This is a genomic window from Rahnella sp. JUb53 (assembly GCF_004346065.1).
GTDB lineage: Bacteria > Pseudomonadota > Gammaproteobacteria > Enterobacterales > Enterobacteriaceae > Rahnella > Rahnella variigena.
This window is the reverse complement of sequence record NZ_SLYT01000007.1, coordinates 62337-82750: the sequence shown is the minus strand read 5'-3', so window position 1 is coordinate 82750 and position 20414 is coordinate 62337. Positions and strand designations below refer to the sequence as shown.

At 50.7% G+C, this 20414-nt stretch carries 17 protein-coding genes; 6 read left to right on the top strand and 11 right to left on the bottom strand.

Features of this window, described 5'->3' with window-relative positions; genetic code table 11:
* Positions 1-601: 601 nt before the first annotated feature.
* Positions 602-1969, bottom strand: a complete 1368-nt coding sequence (locus tag EC840_RS16880; protein ID WP_113876702.1) for an NCS2 family permease — start codon at positions 1967-1969, stop codon at positions 602-604.
* A gap of 534 nt (positions 1970-2503) precedes the next feature.
* Positions 2504-3172, bottom strand: coding sequence for a glutathione S-transferase (locus EC840_RS16875; RefSeq protein WP_113876701.1), 669 nt, complete (start codon positions 3170-3172; stop codon positions 2504-2506).
* A gap of 269 nt (positions 3173-3441) precedes the next feature.
* Here EC840_RS16875 and EC840_RS16870 point away from each other — a divergent pair, with 269 nt between their 5' ends.
* Positions 3442-5538: a bifunctional diguanylate cyclase/phosphodiesterase gene (locus EC840_RS16870; RefSeq protein ID WP_132966281.1), complete on the top strand. Its 2097-nt coding sequence runs from the start codon at positions 3442-3444 to the stop codon at positions 5536-5538.
* A 16-nt stretch (positions 5539-5554) separates the two neighbouring features.
* On the opposite strand, the gene EC840_RS16865 is transcribed toward EC840_RS16870, so the two are convergent.
* Together EC840_RS16865 and EC840_RS16860 are read right to left on the bottom strand one after the other, a co-directional pair.
* Positions 5555-7117, bottom strand: a complete 1563-nt coding sequence (locus EC840_RS16865) for a methyl-accepting chemotaxis protein (protein ID WP_129638060.1) — start codon at positions 7115-7117, stop codon at positions 5555-5557.
* Between the two features lie 246 nt (positions 7118-7363).
* Positions 7364-8167: an inositol monophosphatase family protein gene (locus EC840_RS16860; RefSeq protein WP_112287039.1), complete on the bottom strand. Its 804-nt coding sequence runs from the start codon at positions 8165-8167 to the stop codon at positions 7364-7366.
* Between the two features lie 161 nt (positions 8168-8328).
* Here EC840_RS16860 and EC840_RS16855 point away from each other — a divergent pair, with 161 nt between their 5' ends.
* Together EC840_RS16855 and modA are read left to right on the top strand one after the other, a co-directional pair.
* Positions 8329-9417, top strand: coding sequence for an ABC transporter substrate-binding protein (locus EC840_RS16855; RefSeq protein ID WP_132966279.1), 1089 nt, complete (start codon positions 8329-8331; stop codon positions 9415-9417).
* 47 nt (positions 9418-9464) lie between these two features.
* Positions 9465-10205, top strand: coding sequence for a molybdate ABC transporter substrate-binding protein (gene modA, locus EC840_RS16850; RefSeq protein ID WP_120162193.1), 741 nt, complete (start codon positions 9465-9467; stop codon positions 10203-10205).
* Between the two features lie 3 nt (positions 10206-10208).
* Here the strand turns inward: modA and EC840_RS16845 are convergent, their stop codons facing one another.
* Positions 10209-11066, bottom strand: coding sequence for a PA4780 family RIO1-like protein kinase (locus EC840_RS16845; protein ID WP_112287042.1), 858 nt, complete (start codon positions 11064-11066; stop codon positions 10209-10211).
* 453 nt (positions 11067-11519) lie between these two features.
* On the opposite strand from EC840_RS16845, the gene EC840_RS16840 reads away from it, so the two are divergent.
* A complete protein-coding gene (locus EC840_RS16840) occupies positions 11520-12635 on the top strand; it encodes an SDR family oxidoreductase (RefSeq protein WP_113876696.1) in 1116 nt (371 codons plus the stop codon).
* Between the two features lie 225 nt (positions 12636-12860).
* On the opposite strand, the gene EC840_RS16835 is transcribed toward EC840_RS16840, so the two are convergent.
* The 3 genes from EC840_RS16835 to EC840_RS16825 form a co-directional block, all read right to left on the bottom strand.
* Complete coding sequence (locus EC840_RS16835; protein ID WP_132966277.1) at positions 12861-13484, bottom strand: glutathione S-transferase; 624 nt, start codon at positions 13482-13484, stop codon at positions 12861-12863.
* A gap of 34 nt (positions 13485-13518) precedes the next feature.
* Complete coding sequence (locus tag EC840_RS16830) at positions 13519-14052, bottom strand: GNAT family N-acetyltransferase (protein ID WP_112287045.1); 534 nt, start codon at positions 14050-14052, stop codon at positions 13519-13521.
* An 85-nt stretch (positions 14053-14137) separates the two neighbouring features.
* Positions 14138-15016, bottom strand: coding sequence for an AraC family transcriptional regulator (locus EC840_RS16825; RefSeq protein ID WP_132966275.1), 879 nt, complete (start codon positions 15014-15016; stop codon positions 14138-14140).
* A 189-nt stretch (positions 15017-15205) separates the two neighbouring features.
* On the opposite strand from EC840_RS16825, the gene EC840_RS16820 reads away from it, so the two are divergent.
* Positions 15206-16111, top strand: a complete 906-nt coding sequence (locus EC840_RS16820; protein ID WP_132966273.1) for a DMT family transporter — start codon at positions 15206-15208, stop codon at positions 16109-16111.
* 51 nt (positions 16112-16162) lie between these two features.
* On the opposite strand, the gene zorE is transcribed toward EC840_RS16820, so the two are convergent.
* The 3 genes from zorE to zorA2 form a co-directional block, all read right to left on the bottom strand.
* Positions 16163-17245, bottom strand: coding sequence for a type II Zorya anti-phage system protein ZorE (gene zorE / locus EC840_RS16815; protein WP_132966271.1), 1083 nt, complete (start codon positions 17243-17245; stop codon positions 16163-16165).
* Between the two features lie 4 nt (positions 17246-17249).
* Entirely contained in the window at positions 17250-17882 is a 633-nt protein-coding gene (zorB2, locus tag EC840_RS16810) for a type II Zorya anti-phage system protein ZorB2 (protein WP_243701088.1), read from the bottom strand.
* Positions 17883-17960: 78 nt separating this feature from the next.
* Positions 17961-19610 (bottom strand): type II Zorya anti-phage system protein ZorA2, encoded by a 1650-nt coding sequence (gene zorA2, locus EC840_RS16805; protein ID WP_132966268.1) that lies wholly within the window; start codon positions 19608-19610, stop codon positions 17961-17963.
* A 364-nt stretch (positions 19611-19974) separates the two neighbouring features.
* Between zorA2 and EC840_RS16800 the strand changes: the two genes are divergently transcribed.
* Positions 19975-20355 carry a tautomerase family protein gene (locus tag EC840_RS16800; protein ID WP_113876693.1) on the top strand — a complete coding sequence of 127 codons (381 nt, stop codon included), beginning with the start codon at positions 19975-19977 and terminating at the stop codon, positions 20353-20355.
* Positions 20356-20414 lie beyond the last annotated feature (59 nt).

Genomic DNA, 20414 nt, shown 5'->3' with positions numbered 1-20414 from the left:
AGGTCAACACCGTGGGTTGCCACCCACACTGGCCTTAAGGGCGGCTTATCGCCGCCGCCCTTAAGAATCCCAGGCTCTTTCACTGCGCGCTGTCGCAGGTACGATGGACATGTTTCGGTACATTTGTGAGTGGCGCAAAATATTGCCGCTACGCGGTTCCTTCTCTCGGTCTTCGAGCCACTGGTCTCGAAGCCGCTCCGTTCAGCAAAATTTTTAATCACGCCATTTCACTCTCTGAAAAGCAGATTGGTTTTGAATTTAAGATTGTGAGGGCGATTCAGAAATCTTGCCGAACGTAGCGGCCTGAAGACCCAGGGCTTCAGGACCGAGAGAGGGAACCGCGCAGCGGCAAGATTTCCAGCCTGTCGCAGCGGTTGCTGAAACATAGCCAGCGAGCGAAGCGCTTGTTGAAAAAAGCGAGGGGAGTTCAGAGGGGAAAAGCCTTTCCCCTCTGGTCGGTTTGGGCGCAGCGCGTTAAGCGATCACCGCACGTGAGAAACCGAAATTTTCTCGGCCCGCCGGTGCAACCGGCAAAAACCAAAATTTTCTCAGTCAGCCCGCCAGTGCAACCGGCCAAATCCGCCTGATACCCGGCCTGGCATCAAATCGCCCAGCCGCCCGCATAAAACACCACCAGCGCCACGGCGATCACCACCGTGCCCACGTTCAGTTTCCGCCATTCGCCGGAGAAAATACGGCCAATCACCAGCGAGCTGAAACCGAGCATGATGCCGGTCACGATGTTACAGGTCAGCACGATGAACACCGCGCACAGCAATCCTGACATCGCATCCACGAAATCGGTGAAATCCAGTTTGGTCACGTTGCTGAGCATCAGCAGACCGACGTACATCAGCGCCGGTGCGGTAGCGTAAGCCGGTACCAGATAAGACAATGGAGACAGGAACAACATCAGCAGGAACAGCACGCCGACGACCGTTGCGGTCAGGCCGGTTTTGCCGCCCGCTGCCGTACCGGCTGCCGATTCGATGTAAACCGCTGCCGGTGATGCGCCAACCAGCGAGGCAAAAATGCTGCTCACGGAGTCTGCGGTCAGCGCTTTGCCGCCGCTGATGATCTGGCCGTTTTCATCCAGCAGGTTTGCCTGACCGGCTACTGCGCGGATAGTGCCGGTGGCATCAAACACCGCGGTCATCACCAGCGCCAGAACGCTTGGCAATACCGCCGCTTTCAGCGCGCCCATGATGTCGAGATCGAAAATCACCGATTTGCCGTCAGCACCTGCCAGAGAAGGCATCGCGAACAAACCCTGATATTTCACGGCAGGATCGAAAATCAGACCAATAATGGAAATCGCGATAATCACCAGCAAAATGCCGCCGGGCACACGCAGTTTCTCAAGGCCGAAAATCACCGCCAGTCCGAGCAATGTCATGATCACCGGGAAAGAAGTAAAGGCGCCAAGCGCGACAGGTAAACCGTCCAGCGGGTTTTTCACCACCAGGCCGACGCCGTTGGCCGCGATCAGCAACAGGAACAGGCCGATACCGATGCCGGTTCCGTGCGCAACGCCGGTTGGCAGGTTGCGCAAAATCCACGACCGGATGCCGGTCATCGAGATAATGGTGAACAATACGCCCATCAGGAATACCGCGCCGAGGGCAACCGGCACGCTGATGTGCTGGCCGAGCACCAGACTAAAGGCGGTAAAGGCAGTCAGAGAGATGGCGCAACCAATCGCCAGCGGCAGATTAGCCCACAGGCCCATCAGCAGGGAGCCGAAACCGGCTACCAGACAGGTCGCGACAAACACGGCGCTTGGCGAGAAACCCGCTTTGCCAAGCATTGACGGTACAACGATGACCGAATACACCATCGCCAGAAACGTCGTTAAGCCGGCGATCACTTCCTGGCGAACGTTACTGCCACGCGCACTGATTTTGAAAAAAGCATCAAACGGGCCCTTTGGCGCAACGGCGCTGCCCGTCTGAGTGTGTTGACTCGACATGAAAATTCCTCTGAATGTCTCTGCTGATTAGCCGGCGTGGTCATTATGAAACCGTTTCTGCACGTTCACTTCCCTATTTGTCGCCTGAAATCGCCGAAACGGGCGTCAGAACGGCAAGGCAAACGTTTAACTCGCATCGCGTATGGCGGGACAAAAATTAACGCAAACGATTATCTCGTTTTTAATTACCACACATCAACTGTGAATGACGACAATTTACCGTTGTCTGGTCAATAAAAACGCGGTTGTGGTGCAAATCTGTCCGCCTGGCGATTTGCTGTGCGGTAACGGTTGCGCACGCTTCGTGGCGATGAGAAAGAGAGACAGCAAATCAGGATGAATAGGCTATGCCGGGAGGTAAAAGACCGGAGATAAAAATAACAGGACGTTTATTAAGGTTTATTTTCTGATGGCGTTCATTGGGCAAATTCCACACCCGCAAAGAGCCCGCTGTGAAATATAAAAAGGGAATACGTTCCGGCGATAAAAAACCAAAACGCTTCCCCCTTTAAATTTCTGAGGACTTAAAAACCATTAACGCAGGATATTCAAAGGGCCACCGGTTTCCAGAGCCCGCTGATAAGCCGGTCGGGCTGTCACATTGGAAAGCCATGCATTTAAATGTGGGTATTTTCCCAGACCGGTGCGGGCGTTTATGGCTTCTACCGGGAAACTCATCTGAATGTCCGCTGCGCTGAACTGATAACCCGCGAAATAAGGATGCGTGGTCAGATGTTGTTCCAGATAATCCATGTGGGTATAAATCTGTTTATCCAGATAGTTTTTCTGCACACCCTGTCCGATCGCACCGGCAATCGGGCGGATCAGCCACGGCATTGGCGGCTTGCCCAGACGGCTGAAAATCAGCTTCATGACCAGCAGCGGCATCAGCGAACCTTCGGCATAATGCATCCAGTAGCGATACTGCTGGCGCTCCGCGAACGCCGTCGGTTTCAGCGTGCCTGCCTCATCGTACACTTCCTGCAGATACTCAATAATGGCGCCAGATTCCGCGAGGATCATGCCGTTATCTTCCAGTACCGGTGATTTGCCGAGAGGATGCACTTTTTTCAGCGATTCCGGTGCCAGCATGGATTTCTTATCACGTTGATACTGTTTGATTTCGTAAGGTACGCTCAGTTCTTCGAGCATCCATAAGATTCGCTGTGATCGGGAGTTATCCAAATGATGAACTGTTAACATAAACGTCTTCTGCCCTGTCGTATTTAATTATCTGTTAACTATAGACAACGGTTTCGCAGGCCGTATCACATTCGTTTAAAAACCCTTTCTTTCATCCGGATTAATACCGCAAAAAATCTTTTTATTTGATTAAAATTACTTACGGATTAATCTTAATTACACGAAAAAAATTATCGTAACTTCATTCGCCTTTAATAATTCTTAATGCCATTATCGCCGGATAAAAAAATCAGCCCGTCGCTTTCGACTCTATGTTTGTGGAGCCTCACATGTTTTCCAGTAATTACAACAATGTGCTTGTCATGTTTTCGTTCATTGTTGCAATGCTTGCCTCTTATACCGCGCTTGATATGGCTGGCCGGGTTGCCACCACGGAGGGAAGGGCTTCCCGACTTTGGTTAATTGGTGGCGCCATTGCAATGGGCATCGGTATCTGGTCCATGCATTTCATCGGCATGCTGGCTTTTAATTCCTCTATGCCAATGGGTTACGACCCGGTCATTACATTGCTTTCCATGCTGATTGCGATTATTTCCTCGGCGTTTGCGCTCTGGCTGGTATGCCTGCAAGAGTTGCCGCTGCGGCGATTGCTGGCCGGCGCGTTACTGATGGGTGGCGGCATTGCGGCCATGCATTACACCGGAATGTCAGCGATGCTGATGATGCCGCCGATTGTTTATGACTTCCGCTGGGTCACATTATCCGTCGTGGTCGCCATTGTTGCCTCCGGCGCAGCACTGTGGATGGCGTTCCATCTGCGCCAGCAGTCGCCGAATGTGCGCCTGTTGCGCATCAGTGCCGCCGTGGTGATGGGCACGGCGATTGTCGGTATGCACTATATCGGTATGGCCGCTGCGCAATTCCCCATCGACAGCCACAGCATGGCGGCCTTCAGCGGCGTGGATAATAACTGGCTGGCGCTGCTGGTGATTGTAGTGACGCTGGCTATTCTGGCGATCACCCTGATTATTTCTATTCTTGATGGCCGGATGCAGGCACGCACGTCGATTCTGGCGTCGTCGCTGGCGCAGGCTAACCGCGAGCTGACTCAGCTGGCGCTGCACGACAATCTCACCCGTTTACCGAACCGCCTGTTACTGGAAGACCGCCTCAGTCAGGCGTTTCAGAAAGCCTCGCGGGGAGAATCTCAGTTTGCGGTGCTGTTTATAGATCTCGACGGGTTCAAAGCCGTTAACGATGCTTTTGGCCATCACATCGGCGATCAGCTGTTAATTTCTGTCACTGAGCGGCTGAAATCCCAGCTGCGCGCGACAGACACGCTGGCACGTCTCGGCGGTGATGAATTTGTCCTGCTGGTGGAAATCGCTGAACCGACAGATGCTTCTCAGTTAGCCGATAAACTGGTGCATCTGATTGCCCGTCCGTTTTACGTGTCCCGCTACGAACTGCTGGTGTCCGCCAGTGTCGGTATCGCGGTGTATCCGGGCGACGGTGAAAATGAACGCGAGCTGATGCTCAATGCTGACGCAGCGATGTATCACACCAAAAATTCTGGCCGCAACGGGCACAGTTTCTTTCAGCCTTCGATGAATGCCAATGCGCAAAACCAGCTGCAGATGCTCAATGATTTGCGTCTGGCTATCGAGCACCATGAACTGCGGTTGCACTATCAGCCGAAATTTATTGCGCCTTACGGGCCGGTCAGCGGGTTCGAGGCGCTGCTGCGCTGGGAGCGTGACGGCAAAACGCTGAGCCCGGATGTATTCCTGCCACTGGCAGAGAAAACCGGTCTGATCATTCCGATTGGCGAATGGGTGCTGAATGAAGCCTGCCGCCAGCTGCGCGAATGGCATCTGCAAGGACACACCACCTGGACGGTGGCGGTCAATCTGTCCACGCTGCAATTTGAGCAGTCGAATTTGGTCGAAATGGTGATTGAGACGATTGAACGTCATCAGATCCCACCGGAAATGCTGACGCTGGAAGTCACCGAAACCACTGCAATGCGCAATCCGGACGTCAGCGTGGCAATTCTCGAACGCCTGACCCAGTACGGTGTGAAGGCCTCGATTGACGATTTCGGCACCGGCTATTCCAGCCTGCTGTATCTGAAACGTCTGCCGGCCAGCGAACTGAAAATCGACGGGGCCTTTATCAATGACCTGATCGCCGGCAGCGAAGACGCCAGCATTGTTGCGGCGATTATCGCTCTGGGCCAGACCCTTAATCTGAAAGTGGTGGCCGAAGGCGTGGAGACCACCCAGCAGCAGGATTTCCTGACGCAGCTGGGTTGCGACACGTTGCAGGGCTATCTGCTGGGACGTCCGATGACACCGCAACAGATTGCCCAGCATCCCGATACCGACTGGGAACCGCAGCTCTCCATCAATCATAAACCTGACTAACCCAGGGCGTCGTACATCACGCGGTCGCTGTGCGGAAAAATCGCACAGCGTTGCGCAGTTCGACGCTTTGTTCCGTCAGCGATTGCGCGGCGGCGGCAGCCTGTTCAACCAGCGCCGCATTTTGCTGCGTCACCTGATCCATCTGACCGACCGCAATCCCCACTTCATGGATCCCGCTGTGTTGCTCCGAACTGGCGGTCGAAATTTCACTCACAATCTCCGCCACCTTATTCACCGAAATCACGATTTCGCTCATCGCTTTACTGGCACGATCGGCCTGATCTGAACCTTCGGAAATTTTACTCACCGTATCCTGAATAAGATCTTTAATCTCTTTTGCCGCCTGCCCGCTTTTCTGTGCCAGCACGCGGACTTCACTCGCCACCACCGCAAAACCTTTACCCTGCGTCCCCGCGCGCGCCGCTTCCACGGCGGCGTTGAGCGCCAGTAAATTGGTCTGAAAAGCGATGCCTTCAATGACGCTGATAATATTAATGATTTCGCTGGAGCTCCCGGAGACATCGCGCATATGCGCCTGCATACCGCTGACAATCGCCCCGCCCTGCGAGGCCGTTTTCGAGGTTTCGTGTGCCAGCTGGCTGGCCTGCCGCGCATTCTCAGCATTCTGGCTGACGGTCGCGGTCAGGTTCTGCATATTCGAACTGGTTTGCACCAGCGATGCCGCCTGCTCTTCCGTGCGCTGCGACAGATCGACGTTGCCCTGCTCAATTTCACTGGCGGCGTGATTTATCGACTCGCTGCCCTGCATGATCTGATGAATGGTTTTGTTCAGTTGGAGATTCATGGCATTCAGCGAAGCCAGCAAACTGCTCTCATCTCCCGGCTTAAGGGCAATTTTGGCGGCCAGATTACCGGTCGAAATCTCATGCATAATCGAAGCCGCATAAGCCGGTTCTCCGCCCAGCTGGGTGATCAGATTTCGTGCCAGCAAAAGCGCCATAAGCAGGGAAATAATAAAGGCCACGGCGACCAGCACTAAAAACATCACACTGGCATTCCGATAACTGCTGTGCGTCTGTGCGGCCGCCTTCTCGCTGTTGGCAAGTTCGTCACTGACCAGTTTCGCCAGATCTGCCATCAGCTGGGTGCGGTATTTACGTGAATTGTCACCGCTGATTTGTGTGGCCTGCGCAATATCGTTGCGTTCCACTGCTGCAATAACTTCATCATTTGCCAGCGAAAACTGTTCGAAATTCCTGACGATTTTCTTAAAGAGGTCTGATTTACTGCCTCCGCTGTTCAGCTTCTGATACGCATTTTCGGCGGTCTTAAAGGTATCGACGGCTTGCTGAATTTCCACCCGGTGCCCGTCGCGCGGTGCCCCTTGCGGCGAAGCAATGTATTGCACCTGCTGCAGGCGTAATTCCGCCAGTGTGCCGCGCATCACCAGCGGATATTGCACACCGGGAAGACGATAGGCACGGTAGTTTTCGATCTGCTGATTACTGCTGTTGAGCAACCAGGCGGACATGGCGGCAAGGGTGAGCATCAGCGCCATCACGAGGGCAAAAGCGCCGAGTAAACGGGTAAGAACAGAGAGACTGGTGAATTTTTTCATCTGGACACATCAGAAAGTCAGTGAAAGGAAACTCTCATAACGGCCGGAAAAAAGGGAACTTTATGGCAAAATGAAACTATATTTCATTTTGTTAAGCACTGGCTTTCAAAATGTAATTCCACGGTTACCGGACAAATTTTTCATGTTATCCACGCGGCTAAAAAGATGATCTGCAACGCAGATTGGGATTTTTGCCCTCTCCTGACGAGAGAGCACCATCAATGCTTTATTTCAGGCTACTTAATTTCAGCGTGGTTCAAAATCCGGCCATAACGGCGCGATGTCAGACATCAGATTCGGGGTTCCGGCTGCCACTGCCATATGCCGGTAGTTGTCGGTACCATCCGGCGTTTTCGCGAATTTCACCACCGTGTGCAGTCCGGCTTCCTGACACAGCACGGCGCCTCCTGCAATGTCCCACAGCGTCGTGCGCCGTTGCAGATGGCCGTCGATAATGCCCTTTGCGGCAAACACCATACCGATGGTCGTGCAGCGATAACAATGCACCGACCAGTCTGCGGCGCGAAGCCCCTGATAAAATGCTGAAGCTTCGTCCAGTTTATCGTCCGAGCTGTCGCCCAGCGATACAATCTGCACGTCGCCAAAACGGTCATCGCGACGGAATGGCTTTCCGTTCAGGAAAATCCCCTTTCCGGATTCTGCGGCAAACAGGTCGTTTAATACCGGCAACGCCACAATGCCCACCACTGGCTTTTTGTTCTCGACCAGGCCGAGCGACACGCCCCATAGCGGCGAACCGCGCAGGAAATTCGAGGTACCGTCAATCGGGTCGATCACCCAGCAAGGCGCGTCAGTCAGCACGCCACCCAGTTCCTCACCGATAATGGCATCCTGCGGGAAATGCTCTGCAAGCTGGCGACGGATAAACTGCTCGACCGCCACATCCGCCTCAGAGACGAAATCCTGCGTGCGTTTGCTGCTGACTTCAATGGTGTCCCGGCGGTTAAAAAAGCCCAGCGCCAGTTCAGCCGCCTGCGCCGCGATCTGACTGGCCATCGCCAGACGGGGAGACATCGTCGTGTTGGTCATCATAAATCCTGAATATTCAGTCTGAAGGCGAAAAGTTATTGCCATAGAATGCATCGGAATCGATGAATAAAAAATGACAACCGGTCCTTTATCACCGGTCATATTCAGCTATGACATAACGCTATATAATCCTCTGTATAACGTAACCAGAGGATTTATCCGTGCGCGCATTATCATCCCGCTTTTTACCTTCACTCGCCCTGCTCGGGCTGGCCCTGAGTTTTGCTTCCCCTTCCGCTCTGGCTGCACGCCAGATTACTGACCAGTTAGGCCGTCAGGTCACGATCCCCGATAACGTGGATCGCGTGGTTGTTCTGCAACATCAGACCCTGAATTTGCTGGTTCAGCTGGATGCCACCAAAGACATTGTTGGCGTGCTGAATAACTGGCAGAAACAACTGGGCAGCGGTTATGCGCGCCTTGCGCCAGAGCTTCTGAAAACGCCGGAAGTGGGTGACCTGACCAGTGTGAATCTGGAAAGCGTGGTCGCGCTGCATCCGCAGGTGGTTTTCGTCACCAACTATGCGCCGCAGGAAATGATCGACCAGATCAGCCAGACCGGCATCGCGGTGGTGGCGATCTCACTGCGTGACGATCCGAAAGGCGAAGAACATAAAATGAATCCGGTGCTGCCTGATGAAGATAAGGCGTACACCGAAGGGCTGAAGAAAGGTATCGCGCTGATTGGCGAAGTGGTTAATCACCAGAAACAGGCTCAGGCATTGATCGACTATACTTTTTCAGAGCGCAAGCTCACCGCCGAACGTCTGAAAAGCATTCCGCCTGAACAGCGGATCCGCACATACATGGCAAATCCCGATCTGACCACTTACGGTTCCGGCAAATATACCGGCCTGATGATGTCCCATGCCGGCGCGATGAATGTGGCCGCCGCGACCGTGAAAGGGTTTAAACAAGTGGCGATGGAACAGGTGATTGCCTGGGATCCACAGGTGATCTTCGTGCAGGACAGATATCCGGAAGTGGTGGGGCAGATCAACGGTGATCCGAAATGGCAAAGTACTGATGCCGTTAAACATCATCGGGTCTATCTGATGCCGGAATACGCCAAAGCCTGGGGCTACCCGATGCCCGAAGCGCTGGCGATAGGTGAACTGTGGATGGCGAAAAAACTGTATCCACAAAAATTCGCCGATATCGATATGCAAAAACAGGCAGACGCTTATTACCAGCGCTTCTACCGGACGGATTTTAAACCCGCGGCAGACGCGGCGCGCGCGGGAAAATAACCTCGTCCCCGGCGTTTATTGTTGAGGCAATGTGACAAGGAGACCTGATGACAAATTCAATCAAAGTGCTGGCCGCAGGTAGCCTGCGCCGGGCATGGCAGCCGTTGTGTGAAGCATTTACGGAAAAAACAGGCACGAAAGTAATTGCGGAATTCGGCCCCGCCGGGTTGTTACGTGAACGCATCGAACAGGGTGAGAAAGTCGATCTGTTTGCTTCCGCCAATACTTCTCACCCGCTGGCCTTACAGCAGCATGGTAAAGCGCTGTCAGTGGACAGTTTTTGCGGCAACAGCCTGTGCGTGACGGCGCGTAAAGTACCAGAACTGGACACACTTAACTGGCTGAAAGTGCTGCTCGATTCGCGTTTCCGGCTGGCGACTTCGACGCCAAAAAGTGATCCTTCCGGCGACTATACCTGGCAGATGTTTGAAAATATTGAGCGTCGCCATCCGGGCGCGGGAGAAACCTTGCGCAATAAAGCCTTACGGCTGGTGGGCGGTGAAAATTCAGCAAAAGTGCCGGAAGGAAAACTGGCTGCGGAATGGCTGATTTGCAGCGGACAAGCCGATGTATTTATCGGCTATACCAGTTATGCCACGCTGCTGCGTGAAAATGACGAGCTGGAAGTGTTCAACGTGCCGGCCGATTACAATGTCCGCGCCATCTACGCGCTGGCCACCTGCACCGAAAAAGGCAAACCGCTGGCGGAATTTATTCTTTCAGAAACCGGCCAGCATATTTTGCAGAACGCCGGTTTTTGCGGAAAGCATTCGGTGATGCCGGAATAAAGACTAATGATCTAAATCGCGTTCCTTCATTGCCCGCTGACGATCGTAATACTCATCTTCGGCGGCAATGATTTCATCCAGCAGGGAATCCACATCGGCTTTATGCGTATCTTCGGCAAACAGGCCGGTCAGCGGCGATTCCGGCGTCAGTTTGCCGTCTTCGTACAATGCCCAGATCTCTTTGGCATAGCGCGTTTCCAGCAACTTCGGCGCGAACTGACCGTAATACTCGGTCATGTTATTCACATCGCGCTCAAACATCGATTCGGCATGGTTATTGGCGGCCGCATCCACGGCCTGCGGCAGGTCGATAATCACCGGCCCGTCGGCATCCATCAGCACGTTAAACTCTGATAAATCGCCATGCACGATACCGGCACACAACATGCGCACGATATTACGGATCATGGTTTCGAAATCAGCCACCGCTTCTTCTTCGCTGAGGATGACATCACTGAGGCGCGGCGCGACCACACCGTCAGCGTCGGTGATTAGCTCCATCAGCAACACGCCATCGAGACAAATGTAAGGCTGCGGCACGCGCACACCGGCATTCGCCAGACGGAACAGCGCATCGACTTCCGCCGTCTGCCAGGACTCTTCCTGCTGTTTACGTCCGAACTTAGTGCCCTTTTGCATCGCACGCGCGTTGCGGCTGTTACGGACTTTACGGCCTTCCTGATACTGTACGGCCTGCTTGAAGCTACGCTGCGTCGCTTCTTTATAAACCTTGGCACAACGGATCTCTTCACCGCATAACACGGTGTACACGTCGGCCTCTTTGCCACTTTTCAGTCGACGGACCACATCATCAATCAGGCCGTCATCCACCAGAGGTTGGATTCTATTTGGGATTTTCATGCAGCCTTGTACCTTATTTCAGCGCATGAGGGAATGACCTGCGCAATATTCCCTTCATTACACACCAGACACGCCGTTCGCGTCATCCTTTCTTGATCCTTATCGCTTACTGCCTTCAGGAGTACAGTTTAACGTAGTGGCGATGGAGTGGATACTTTCTGCGCACAAGTTATTGTCATTCTGCGTAAAAAAGCACACGGACATTGTGGGTGTTTTCCTTCTGATCATCATCGCCGGGAATTTGACTTAAATGATGACTTCAGGCCTGATAATTATTTCTTACTGTAAATAAGTCCTGCCAGTTATTATATTTTCATATCGCCGGAACTTTTTCTCTCAATTGAGCTTTTCGTGCTGTTTAGCTGAGGTTTAATAACGGCATGAAATGGTATACGCTCCGTTTAGAATTTTGGTGGTACTGTGCCGGTAATTTCCCGTTGCAGGTTGTCTCTTATGAACACTCTATTAATTACCGGTGCCACTGGTTTCGTTGGCGGAGCTGTTGTTGAATATTTTCTGCGTCAGCAATTAACCACCAGAAATAAACTATTACTTTTAGTCAGGGCTGACGATAATACGACGGGACTCGCCAGAATTATCGATAACTTAAAGAAATTTGAACTCAGTGATGAACAGCTTTCTTCTCTGAGCGAACAGTCAATATTAACCGGTGACTTAGCTGAGCCGGAAAGTTTTATTCATGACCCGCGTTTAGATAATGTCACGCATGTCATTAACTGTGCCGCCATTGCGTCATTCGGTAATAATCCGGCCATGTGGCGGGTGAATGTTGAAGGCTCACTGGTGTTTGCCAAACGTATGGCACAGGTCAAAGGGCTGCAAAGATTTGTGCATGTTGGCACGGCGATGGCCTCAATGCCTGATAAAGACAGCGTATTCTATGAAGGGATGCCGGACAACGAGCAGAACGAAGACCTGGTGCAATATACCGCGTCCAAGCGCGCCATCGAGAATCTGGTGCGGGAAGAATGTCCGTCACTGCCGTTTGTCGTCGCACGTCCGTCGATTATCGTCGGTCATACCCAGTACGGTTGCCAGCCTTCGAGCAGCATTTTCTGGGTCTTTATGATGGCGATCAAACTGAAGAAATTTACCTGTACGCTCGACGACCAGGTGGATGTGATCCCGGTAGATTATTGTGCGATGGTGCTGGCAAAATTATGTCTGGCGACCGAACTCAGCCATAATTTTTATCATATTTCTTCCGGCGAAGAGATGTGTACACCCTTCCATGAAATTGATACCTCGGTGGCAAAAGCGAATAATTCGCCACGGATTATCAGCGAATATGAGCAGATCAGTTATCAGGACTTCACCGGTATCCGTAAGCAATTTAAAGATGTGCTTGGTCCGTGTAATGACAAAATCATTTTACGCGCCATTAAACTTTACGGCGGCTTTGCCCAGTTAAACGTGAAATTTGATAACTCACGCTTATTGAATATGGGTATTCCTAAACCTGCGGCCTTTAAAAGTTATATTGATAAATGTGTTTCCTCTACCCGTGGACAATCTATCAGCGAACTGATGCGGGTTGATTTTAAATAAACACGATGTCTGTTAAATATTAAACACTCCCCTAAATCATTCTCGTTGCATCAAGGCGGCAACGGAATGAATCCCCGGAGCTTACATAAGTAAGTGACCGGGGTGAGTGACCAATCTGCAGGGAGCAGATTGGAACGCTGCTTGCAGCGGCTCCTTCAGGAGCGAGGTCCATGGATGGGCCGAGTAACGCAGCCAACGCAGAAGCAGCGTGAAGGATGACGGGGATTATACCAGGCCGTTTCGGCCATACAGCCTGAAACCTTCGCGCTGATTCAGCCTGTCGTAATACGCCGTCACTGCCGGTAACGCCGGACGTGGCATCGGCGTCATTGACCAGCGGTTCACCGCCAGCCCGAGCGGAATATCTGCCAGCGTAAGATTATCTCCCAGCACGTAATCGCCGCTGCGCTGAAGTTGTTCTTCCAGCATCTGCATGTGACGGTTCCATTCGCTGACACCGGCATCAATCAGCGCCGGATCCTGATGTTGCGCACTGTTGCGCGCCAGCGCCGGAAACGCATAGCGCCAGGCGTTATTCAGCTCACCGGCCTGCCAGTCCATCCACTGTTCCGTCAGCGCGCGACGTTTCGGGTCAGAGGACAGCAAATCCTCGCGCCCTTCCCGCGCCGCCAGATACCGGCAAATCACGTTGGATTCCCACAGCACGAACTCGCCGTCGAGCACCACCGGCACCATCGCATTCGGATTCAGCGCTTTAAATTCCGCTGTCTGCGTGGACTGAAAACCTGAACCAAACTGCTCCTGCTCGTAATCCAGCCCCAGTTCATGGCAGGTCCACAACACTTTACGCACATTGATCGACGGTGATTTACCCAGAATCTTCAGCATGATTTCCCCTGTCAGGTGGAACGCAAATGGCCGGTCACGACGGACGAACAAAAATCCGCGTGGCAGAGCCGTGATAAGTGGTGTCGGTTTTCGCCACGAAACCACATTTTTCCGCCAGCCGAATTGAAGCCTGATGCTCCGGCGCAATAATGCAGCATAGCTGACGATCCAGATTTGTTTCAGCCCAGCGGATCACCGCCTGCGCCGCTTCAAACGCGTAACCTTTGCCATGAAACGCCGGAGAAACCACCCAGCCCATTTCTGCCATGCCGCTGAGCGAGGGAGTAATGTCACGCTGATAATCTGCCAGACCAATTTCGCCGATAAACGCGCCTTCTGCACCATCGGTTTTTTCAAACACAATCCAGTAGCCGAAACCGAGCATCTGCCAGTGGCCGGGATAACGCAGCAGACGGCTCCAGCTGGTTTCGCGACCCGACGGTGTGCCGCCGATATATTTCACCACCGCAGGATCAGCCCATTGCGCGGCAATATGTTCAAAATCATCAACGTGATGGGCGCGTAAAATCAGACGTTCGGTTTCGATAACAGGTGCCTGGGTCAGCATGGTTTTCCCTGAATAAAGTGAATTTCCATTAAATTAGCACTGGAATCAGACAGACCGGAAGAAGGGTTTTAACGCGGAATGAAAATCAGACGATAATGCCGCCGCGCAGCGCCGACGGCGTGATACCGCGGACGGATTTAAAGCGGTTACTAAAATGACTGGTGGAACTGAATCCGCACTCAAGCGCGATAGCCGTGATGTTCATCTGGCTGGTTTTCAGCAGATTTTCTGCGTGGATCAGCCGGGCGTTCATTACGTACTGATGCGGCGCCAGCCCCATGCTTTGCCTGAACATACGTGCAAAATGGAATTCGCTGAGTTGTGCCAGCGCAGCCAGTTCCGGCAGCAATAAAGGCTCAGCCAGATGGGTGTGAATGTAATCTTTCACGCGATTGAGAATATGCGGTGCCAGCCCGCCGCGCACCGTCGGCAGCGCCCATTGCAGATGGGTATAATTTTTGACCAGATGCGCCAGCAGCAGATTGGCGGCGCTGCTCAGCATCAGCTGATTGCTGTTTTCCTGCCACTGACTGCTGAGCAAAAAGTGGCGATACAACAGCGTAATCTGCGGATCTTCTTCAAACGTGCGTTCCTCCAGCTCAATTGCCGCCGGGCTGCGATCCCAGGTTTGCTCGACCAGATACCGCAGATGGTCGTCGGAGCAGTACAGATGTACAAACGACAAATTGTCGCGCACGTCCCAGCTCGACATGCTGCCTTTCGGCATCAGACAAAAGCGATCCGGCCCGCCGCCGTTACGCCAGCCGCCACGGGTTTTGTGATAGCACTCGTAACCGTCGGCAACGTACAGGCTCAGCGTGTGGTGATCGGCGCTTTCCTGATTCACGATGTCATTTTTGTTCGACCACGCCGCCAGCTGAATGCCGGAACCCAGCTCCACACTGTCATGCAGAACCGCTTTGTGCTGACGCAGCGTTTCAAAAGCCTGATAAACCTTCGTCATGGCATGTCCGTGTGGAGGGAAGAAGAGGTTCAGTTTACGGTTTTTCACCGTCACAGAGCCACATTTTGCAGGCCGCCGCCGCAAAAAATGCGCAAGAATATGCAACTCAGCGCAGGTCGCTGAAAGCCTGCAATCTCCCGTTCCGGCAGACTTCTCTCAGCCATTATCTTTTTTGAGTGAGAGAAACCCATGAACGCTTTGCTTTATATTCTGGTGATAATTATCTGGGGCACCACCTGGTTTGCCATCTATCTGCAACAAGGCGACGTGCCAGTGACGGTGTCGATTTTCTACCGTTTCCTGCTGGCCGCGGTGATCATGCTGGTGGCTTTGCTGGCAACGCGCCGGTTACGACGTCTGGCGCTGAAAGATCATCTGTTCTGCATGATTCAGGGCTGCTGTGTTTTTTGCTTCAATTTTTACTGCTTCTATCACGCAGCGGCTTACATCACCAGCGGGCTGGAGTCAGTGATCTTCTCAATGGCCGTGTTATTTAATGCCTTCAACGGCATGCTGTTTTTCCGCCAGAAGCTGGCACCGGCAGTGATTCCGGCGTCAACTCTCGGGCTGGCGGGCATTATCACACTGTTCTGGCATGATCTCAGCGCCGCGCATATCGCGCCGGAACTGCTCAAAGGCATCGGCCTCAGCCTGCTCGGCACCTACGGATTTTCACTCGGCAACATGATCAGCTCCCGCCATCAGCGCCACGGGCTGGACGTACTTTCCACCAATACTTACGCGATGTTTTACGGCACCGCGGTGATGGGCGTACTGAGTCTGATACAAGGCGCGTCATTCGCCATCGACCTGACATCGCACTATCTCGGCTCGCTGGTCTATCTTTCGGTGTTTGGCTCAGTGCTGGCCTTCGGTATTTACTTCACACTGGTCGGGCGCATCGGTGCCAGTCAGGCGGCCTACAGCACCCTGCTGTTCCCGCTGGTCGCACTGACCGTGTCCACGGTTTATGAAGGTTATCAGTGGCACGCCAATGCAGTTATCGGGCTGGCGCTTATCCTGCTGGGCAATCTGGTGATGTTCTGCCGCCCGGACTGGCTGGGGGTGTTCAGGAAGAAGGTGGTAGTAGTTTAAGAAAATTCAGTAACGTCACGCAGTTGGCAAGGTTGCCGCAAACCGACAGCCTTAACCCTCATTGATATAGGACACAGCTTCACTGACTGTAAAAATAGTCCAACCGGGCAAAAAAACGGGCTCCAGATTTACAGCAATTTTTTCCGATACCCAGGCAGCATCCAGAGTTATTTCTCTACCCTGCCCCGCATTTTCTACCTGATAACCCAGCTTGGGTAACGGATATTTCTTCATTTCTAATATATTAATATCGCCATGAATAGAAGTATCAGTAAGGGAATAAACGTCACTCCAGGTATTGACGTTATTAACGCCTTGTTGTAGTCGGCAAGCCTTTATAACTTGCATATCCGATGATGAAAGGAACATCCATCCATGCTGCGGTTTTTTCCGGTGACAATCGCGACAAACGACTTCTAGATTTTCTTCCGTATTATTATATTTCACACCATCTTTGTGATGTACGTCGCACAAATTACGGTGTGAACTCATATCAACACCACAGTCACTGCATACAAAACCACTTCTGTTTCTTATCCTGTTAGATATTTCTTTCCAGTCTTCAGTATAGCCGCTATTTGTGGCGTTATATAAACCTTTAGGCATATAGCTAAAACAAGTACTGTAATGAGAAAAGAAATCTTTGAGCACAAAAGAAGCAAACACAATATGTCTAACGGCCTTATTAGCGCTTTCACGATAATTCAATTTCTCCAGACAATTTTTACAGACTTTAAGTTCGATATCCTGATGTTTTCCATGACCATCGTCGATTTCGAAAAATCCATCAAGTCGGTTTGTTGCATGATAGCGACCAAAACGACCGTCCTGCCGCATAGTATCCAGCGTTTTACACCATGCAATATGAAATTTATTGCCTCTACCAGGATCAGCTATTGCAGAATCATATATTTGACTATGATCTCGTATATAAAGTAGAACCTGACGTCCCTTAAATGAAATCAACCCTGTGCCGGCATCCAACTCACTAATGTTGATTTTTATACCGCTTTCCAATTCAACATCTAAAGGTTCAAAACTCACTGACTTTTCGCCCAAAATAAAACCCGATCCTTCTGGTAGCATGCGTTTTCCCAGCCGGATTAATTCAGATAAGTTAATATTAAGTTTCATTATATTACTCCTGAATTATCCGTCGAATCTGCAACTCAGCATTAGTGACGACTTTAAAGGTGACTCGTCTTGAGCGGCTCGGGTCTTCTCTGCCAGAAGCGTTAAGCACGGGGTGTGATGATGAGTAACCTACTGCTGAAAAATGAGATTTTATCCAAGGCCGCTGGCTTTTAATTTCATCCATTTCATAGACATATTCCAGTACTGTTCGGGTTCTACCTTGCGACAATTCCATATTGTTAAAATAAGCAACATCACGGTCAGATGTCCCGGTCCAGTCACTACTGGTATGGCCTTCAATTCTGACTTCAGTAATATGTTCTTTAAATTTATCAAGTACGGTAAGATACCGGGGAAAGAAGTTATCGAGAGTAGACTTAAATCCTAATTGAAGATCCGAGCTACCTGTTCTGAACAATACATCTGGGGATTTGAAACGAAATTCTAATGTTTGCTTATCAATTTCAGCATCCCAATCAGGCAGATCTTTGGCAAACTCCACTTCAAGCGCATTATAAAGTTCTATTTGTGCATTCTGATAAGCAACGGCGACTTCTTTGATCTTATTTTTTTCTACCTGAACATAGTGCATATAAGCAACAGAAATAAAAAGGAACACCATCATTAACCCCGCCATCAGATCTGACATGGATATCCAGTGTTCATTGTCCTGTTTTTTAACTTCCACAGGTTTACCTAAGAATTTCTCCATTTTTTACCTGCGCTCATTGCTGTTAATCATCGACTTAAGTTGCCCCATAACAACCTGATATTCTCTAATTAACTGGTCATAGTTATTTATGAAGCCTTTACTGATCGAAATAAGTGAATCAGCCAGGATTTGTAATTCACGATTCATTTCACGATCGGTTGCCTCTCCGAAGGCTTTGAGCTGACTATTGATTGCCTCTCCAAAACGACCTAGGGAATCATTAACATGTTCGGTAAGTCCGGAGTTTGCCTTATCAAACGAACTCTGCAGAGTATCCAGCATATTGCTCGAATTACTTTTCAACGCCCCAGAAAGTTCATCAGACTGAGTTTTCATCATTGCGGAAAGGTCCGCAGAATGATCTTTCAGTTTTCCTCCCATGTCGGATACAGAGATTTGCATCGAAGTAAGAAGTTCAATGGCGCTGGACTTCATTTCCTCCACAGTTTCTCCAAGAGAGGATGTCAGGACTTCTGAGGAGTTCGCTACGTCATGTGCCATAGAAGCAAAAGATTGCTGGGTTTGCGTTACGGAGTTTCTGAAACCTTCTGCACCTTCATCCAGAGCAACACGCATAGAGTTAGCATTGACCAACAACTGTCCGCCAGTCTGTTCCAGCGAAGCACTGACACTTAAAGCACCGGCTTTTAATTGTTCCCCAACTTCATCCAGTTTCATTTGAATTGCAGGGACAGCTTCGGTGGCTTTATCTCTTAAGGTCGCGAAAGCGTCTAAATGCCTTGAAAGTTCATCAATCTGATGCTGATTGACCTTCAATACATTTTGCAGTTCTGCCATTGCGAGAGGGATTTCTTTGCACTCTTCCCAAATACCCGCGACAGAATTTTTTGTCTCCATAAGCGAATCAACACTTTGCTTATATTGCTCACTCATCACTTCGACTTGGTCTTTATAAGCACCTTGCCATTCAACGAGTTTTTTAACAGAACTGTCTAAGGCCTTAAAATTCTCACCAAATTGTTCCGTAAGGTTATTATTAAAATCGACAATGACTTTTCTCAGGGCATCGATGATTTGCTCTGTTGCGCCTTTTGCCATCAAATCGCCAAAGTGAGTCAATTCAGCCCATAATTTCTGACTGAACTCTTCATGATGATTTCTTTGCAGTTTAGAAATATCACCCATGTCAGTGCGCAACAATTTCAATTGCCCCACTAAAGAGACCTCATCATTTCCATCAAAACCGAACGCAATTCGTTCTAAAAGCTTGTGCTGCGACTGGAGAACCTGGTGAATATGATCAGGCGTCACCGCTTCTGGCTGGGCTACATTCATACCGTTTGGCCGGGGGGAGGAGAGCATCGTATCTAAAATATTAAATGCTAGAGCACCTAACATACCGACAATACTTGTAATAAATGCTGTTTTTAATCCCCCCAATAAGACAGGAATGCTGCGTTCTATATTGGTTGTATCGAAATGCAAAAGTCCAATCACGACCCCTACGAAGGTCCCCAAGATCCCAAGCGCAGTCATTAAAGTCGGTGCGTATTCCAAAAAACGGGGTGATTTACTCTTATATCTGGCATATAAAGCACCAAAAAAAACGAGTACAACAGCCCAAATAAAACAATCGGTTATCGTTGATGAATCCATTGCACTTAACAAAGATTCCAGCACTTTTGACAGCATTGTGATCCTTTTGGAACATGAAAGAAGCAAACGCCGAAAGGCTATGCTTGAATTAACTATTGCTGTGAATTCTGAAAACAATCGTTATCAGAAAAAGGGGACATAAAATACCAAGAAAGTTGCAATAAAGGCATGATAAATATCATTTACAACGGATTATTACTTTCACTGAAAACGAACTATTTTACCTAAGTTATTATTATACTTTTAAGTATCATGAGATAAACAAGGGCTAATGAGGAAGTGTACGTAGAATACCGGTGCGTACAAAAAATCGCTCGACACACTGGCTCTTCGTGTTGCATACCTGAAAGGCCGCATCCCCGAAGATGCGTGCCCTACAGAAAATAATGAGGAGAATAAAATGCCTTTTGTACGTATTGATATGGTCGAAGGAAAACCCGAAACCTACCGCAAAACCGTTGGCGATGTGGTCTACGACGCCATGCGCACCACGCTGAATGTGCCGGAAAATGACAAGTTTATCGTCATCTCCGAACACTCTCCGGCAGAAATGATGATTTCACCGGACTATCTGGATATCCAGCGCAGTCCGAACTGCATCGTTATCCAGATAACCCTCAACGCAGGCCGCACGACAGAGATGAAAAAAGCTTTCTATCACGCCGTGGCGTACGGGCTGCACGAAAAAACCGGACTACGCCTCGAAGATGTGTTCATCAGTCTGGTGGAAGTGCCGAAAGAAAACTGGTCCTTCGGCAACGGCGAAGCACAATACGCGTGATCCCTTGCCTGAAGATTAACTTCAGGCCAGTAAGCTCTCACCGCCAATCAGCGGAATAA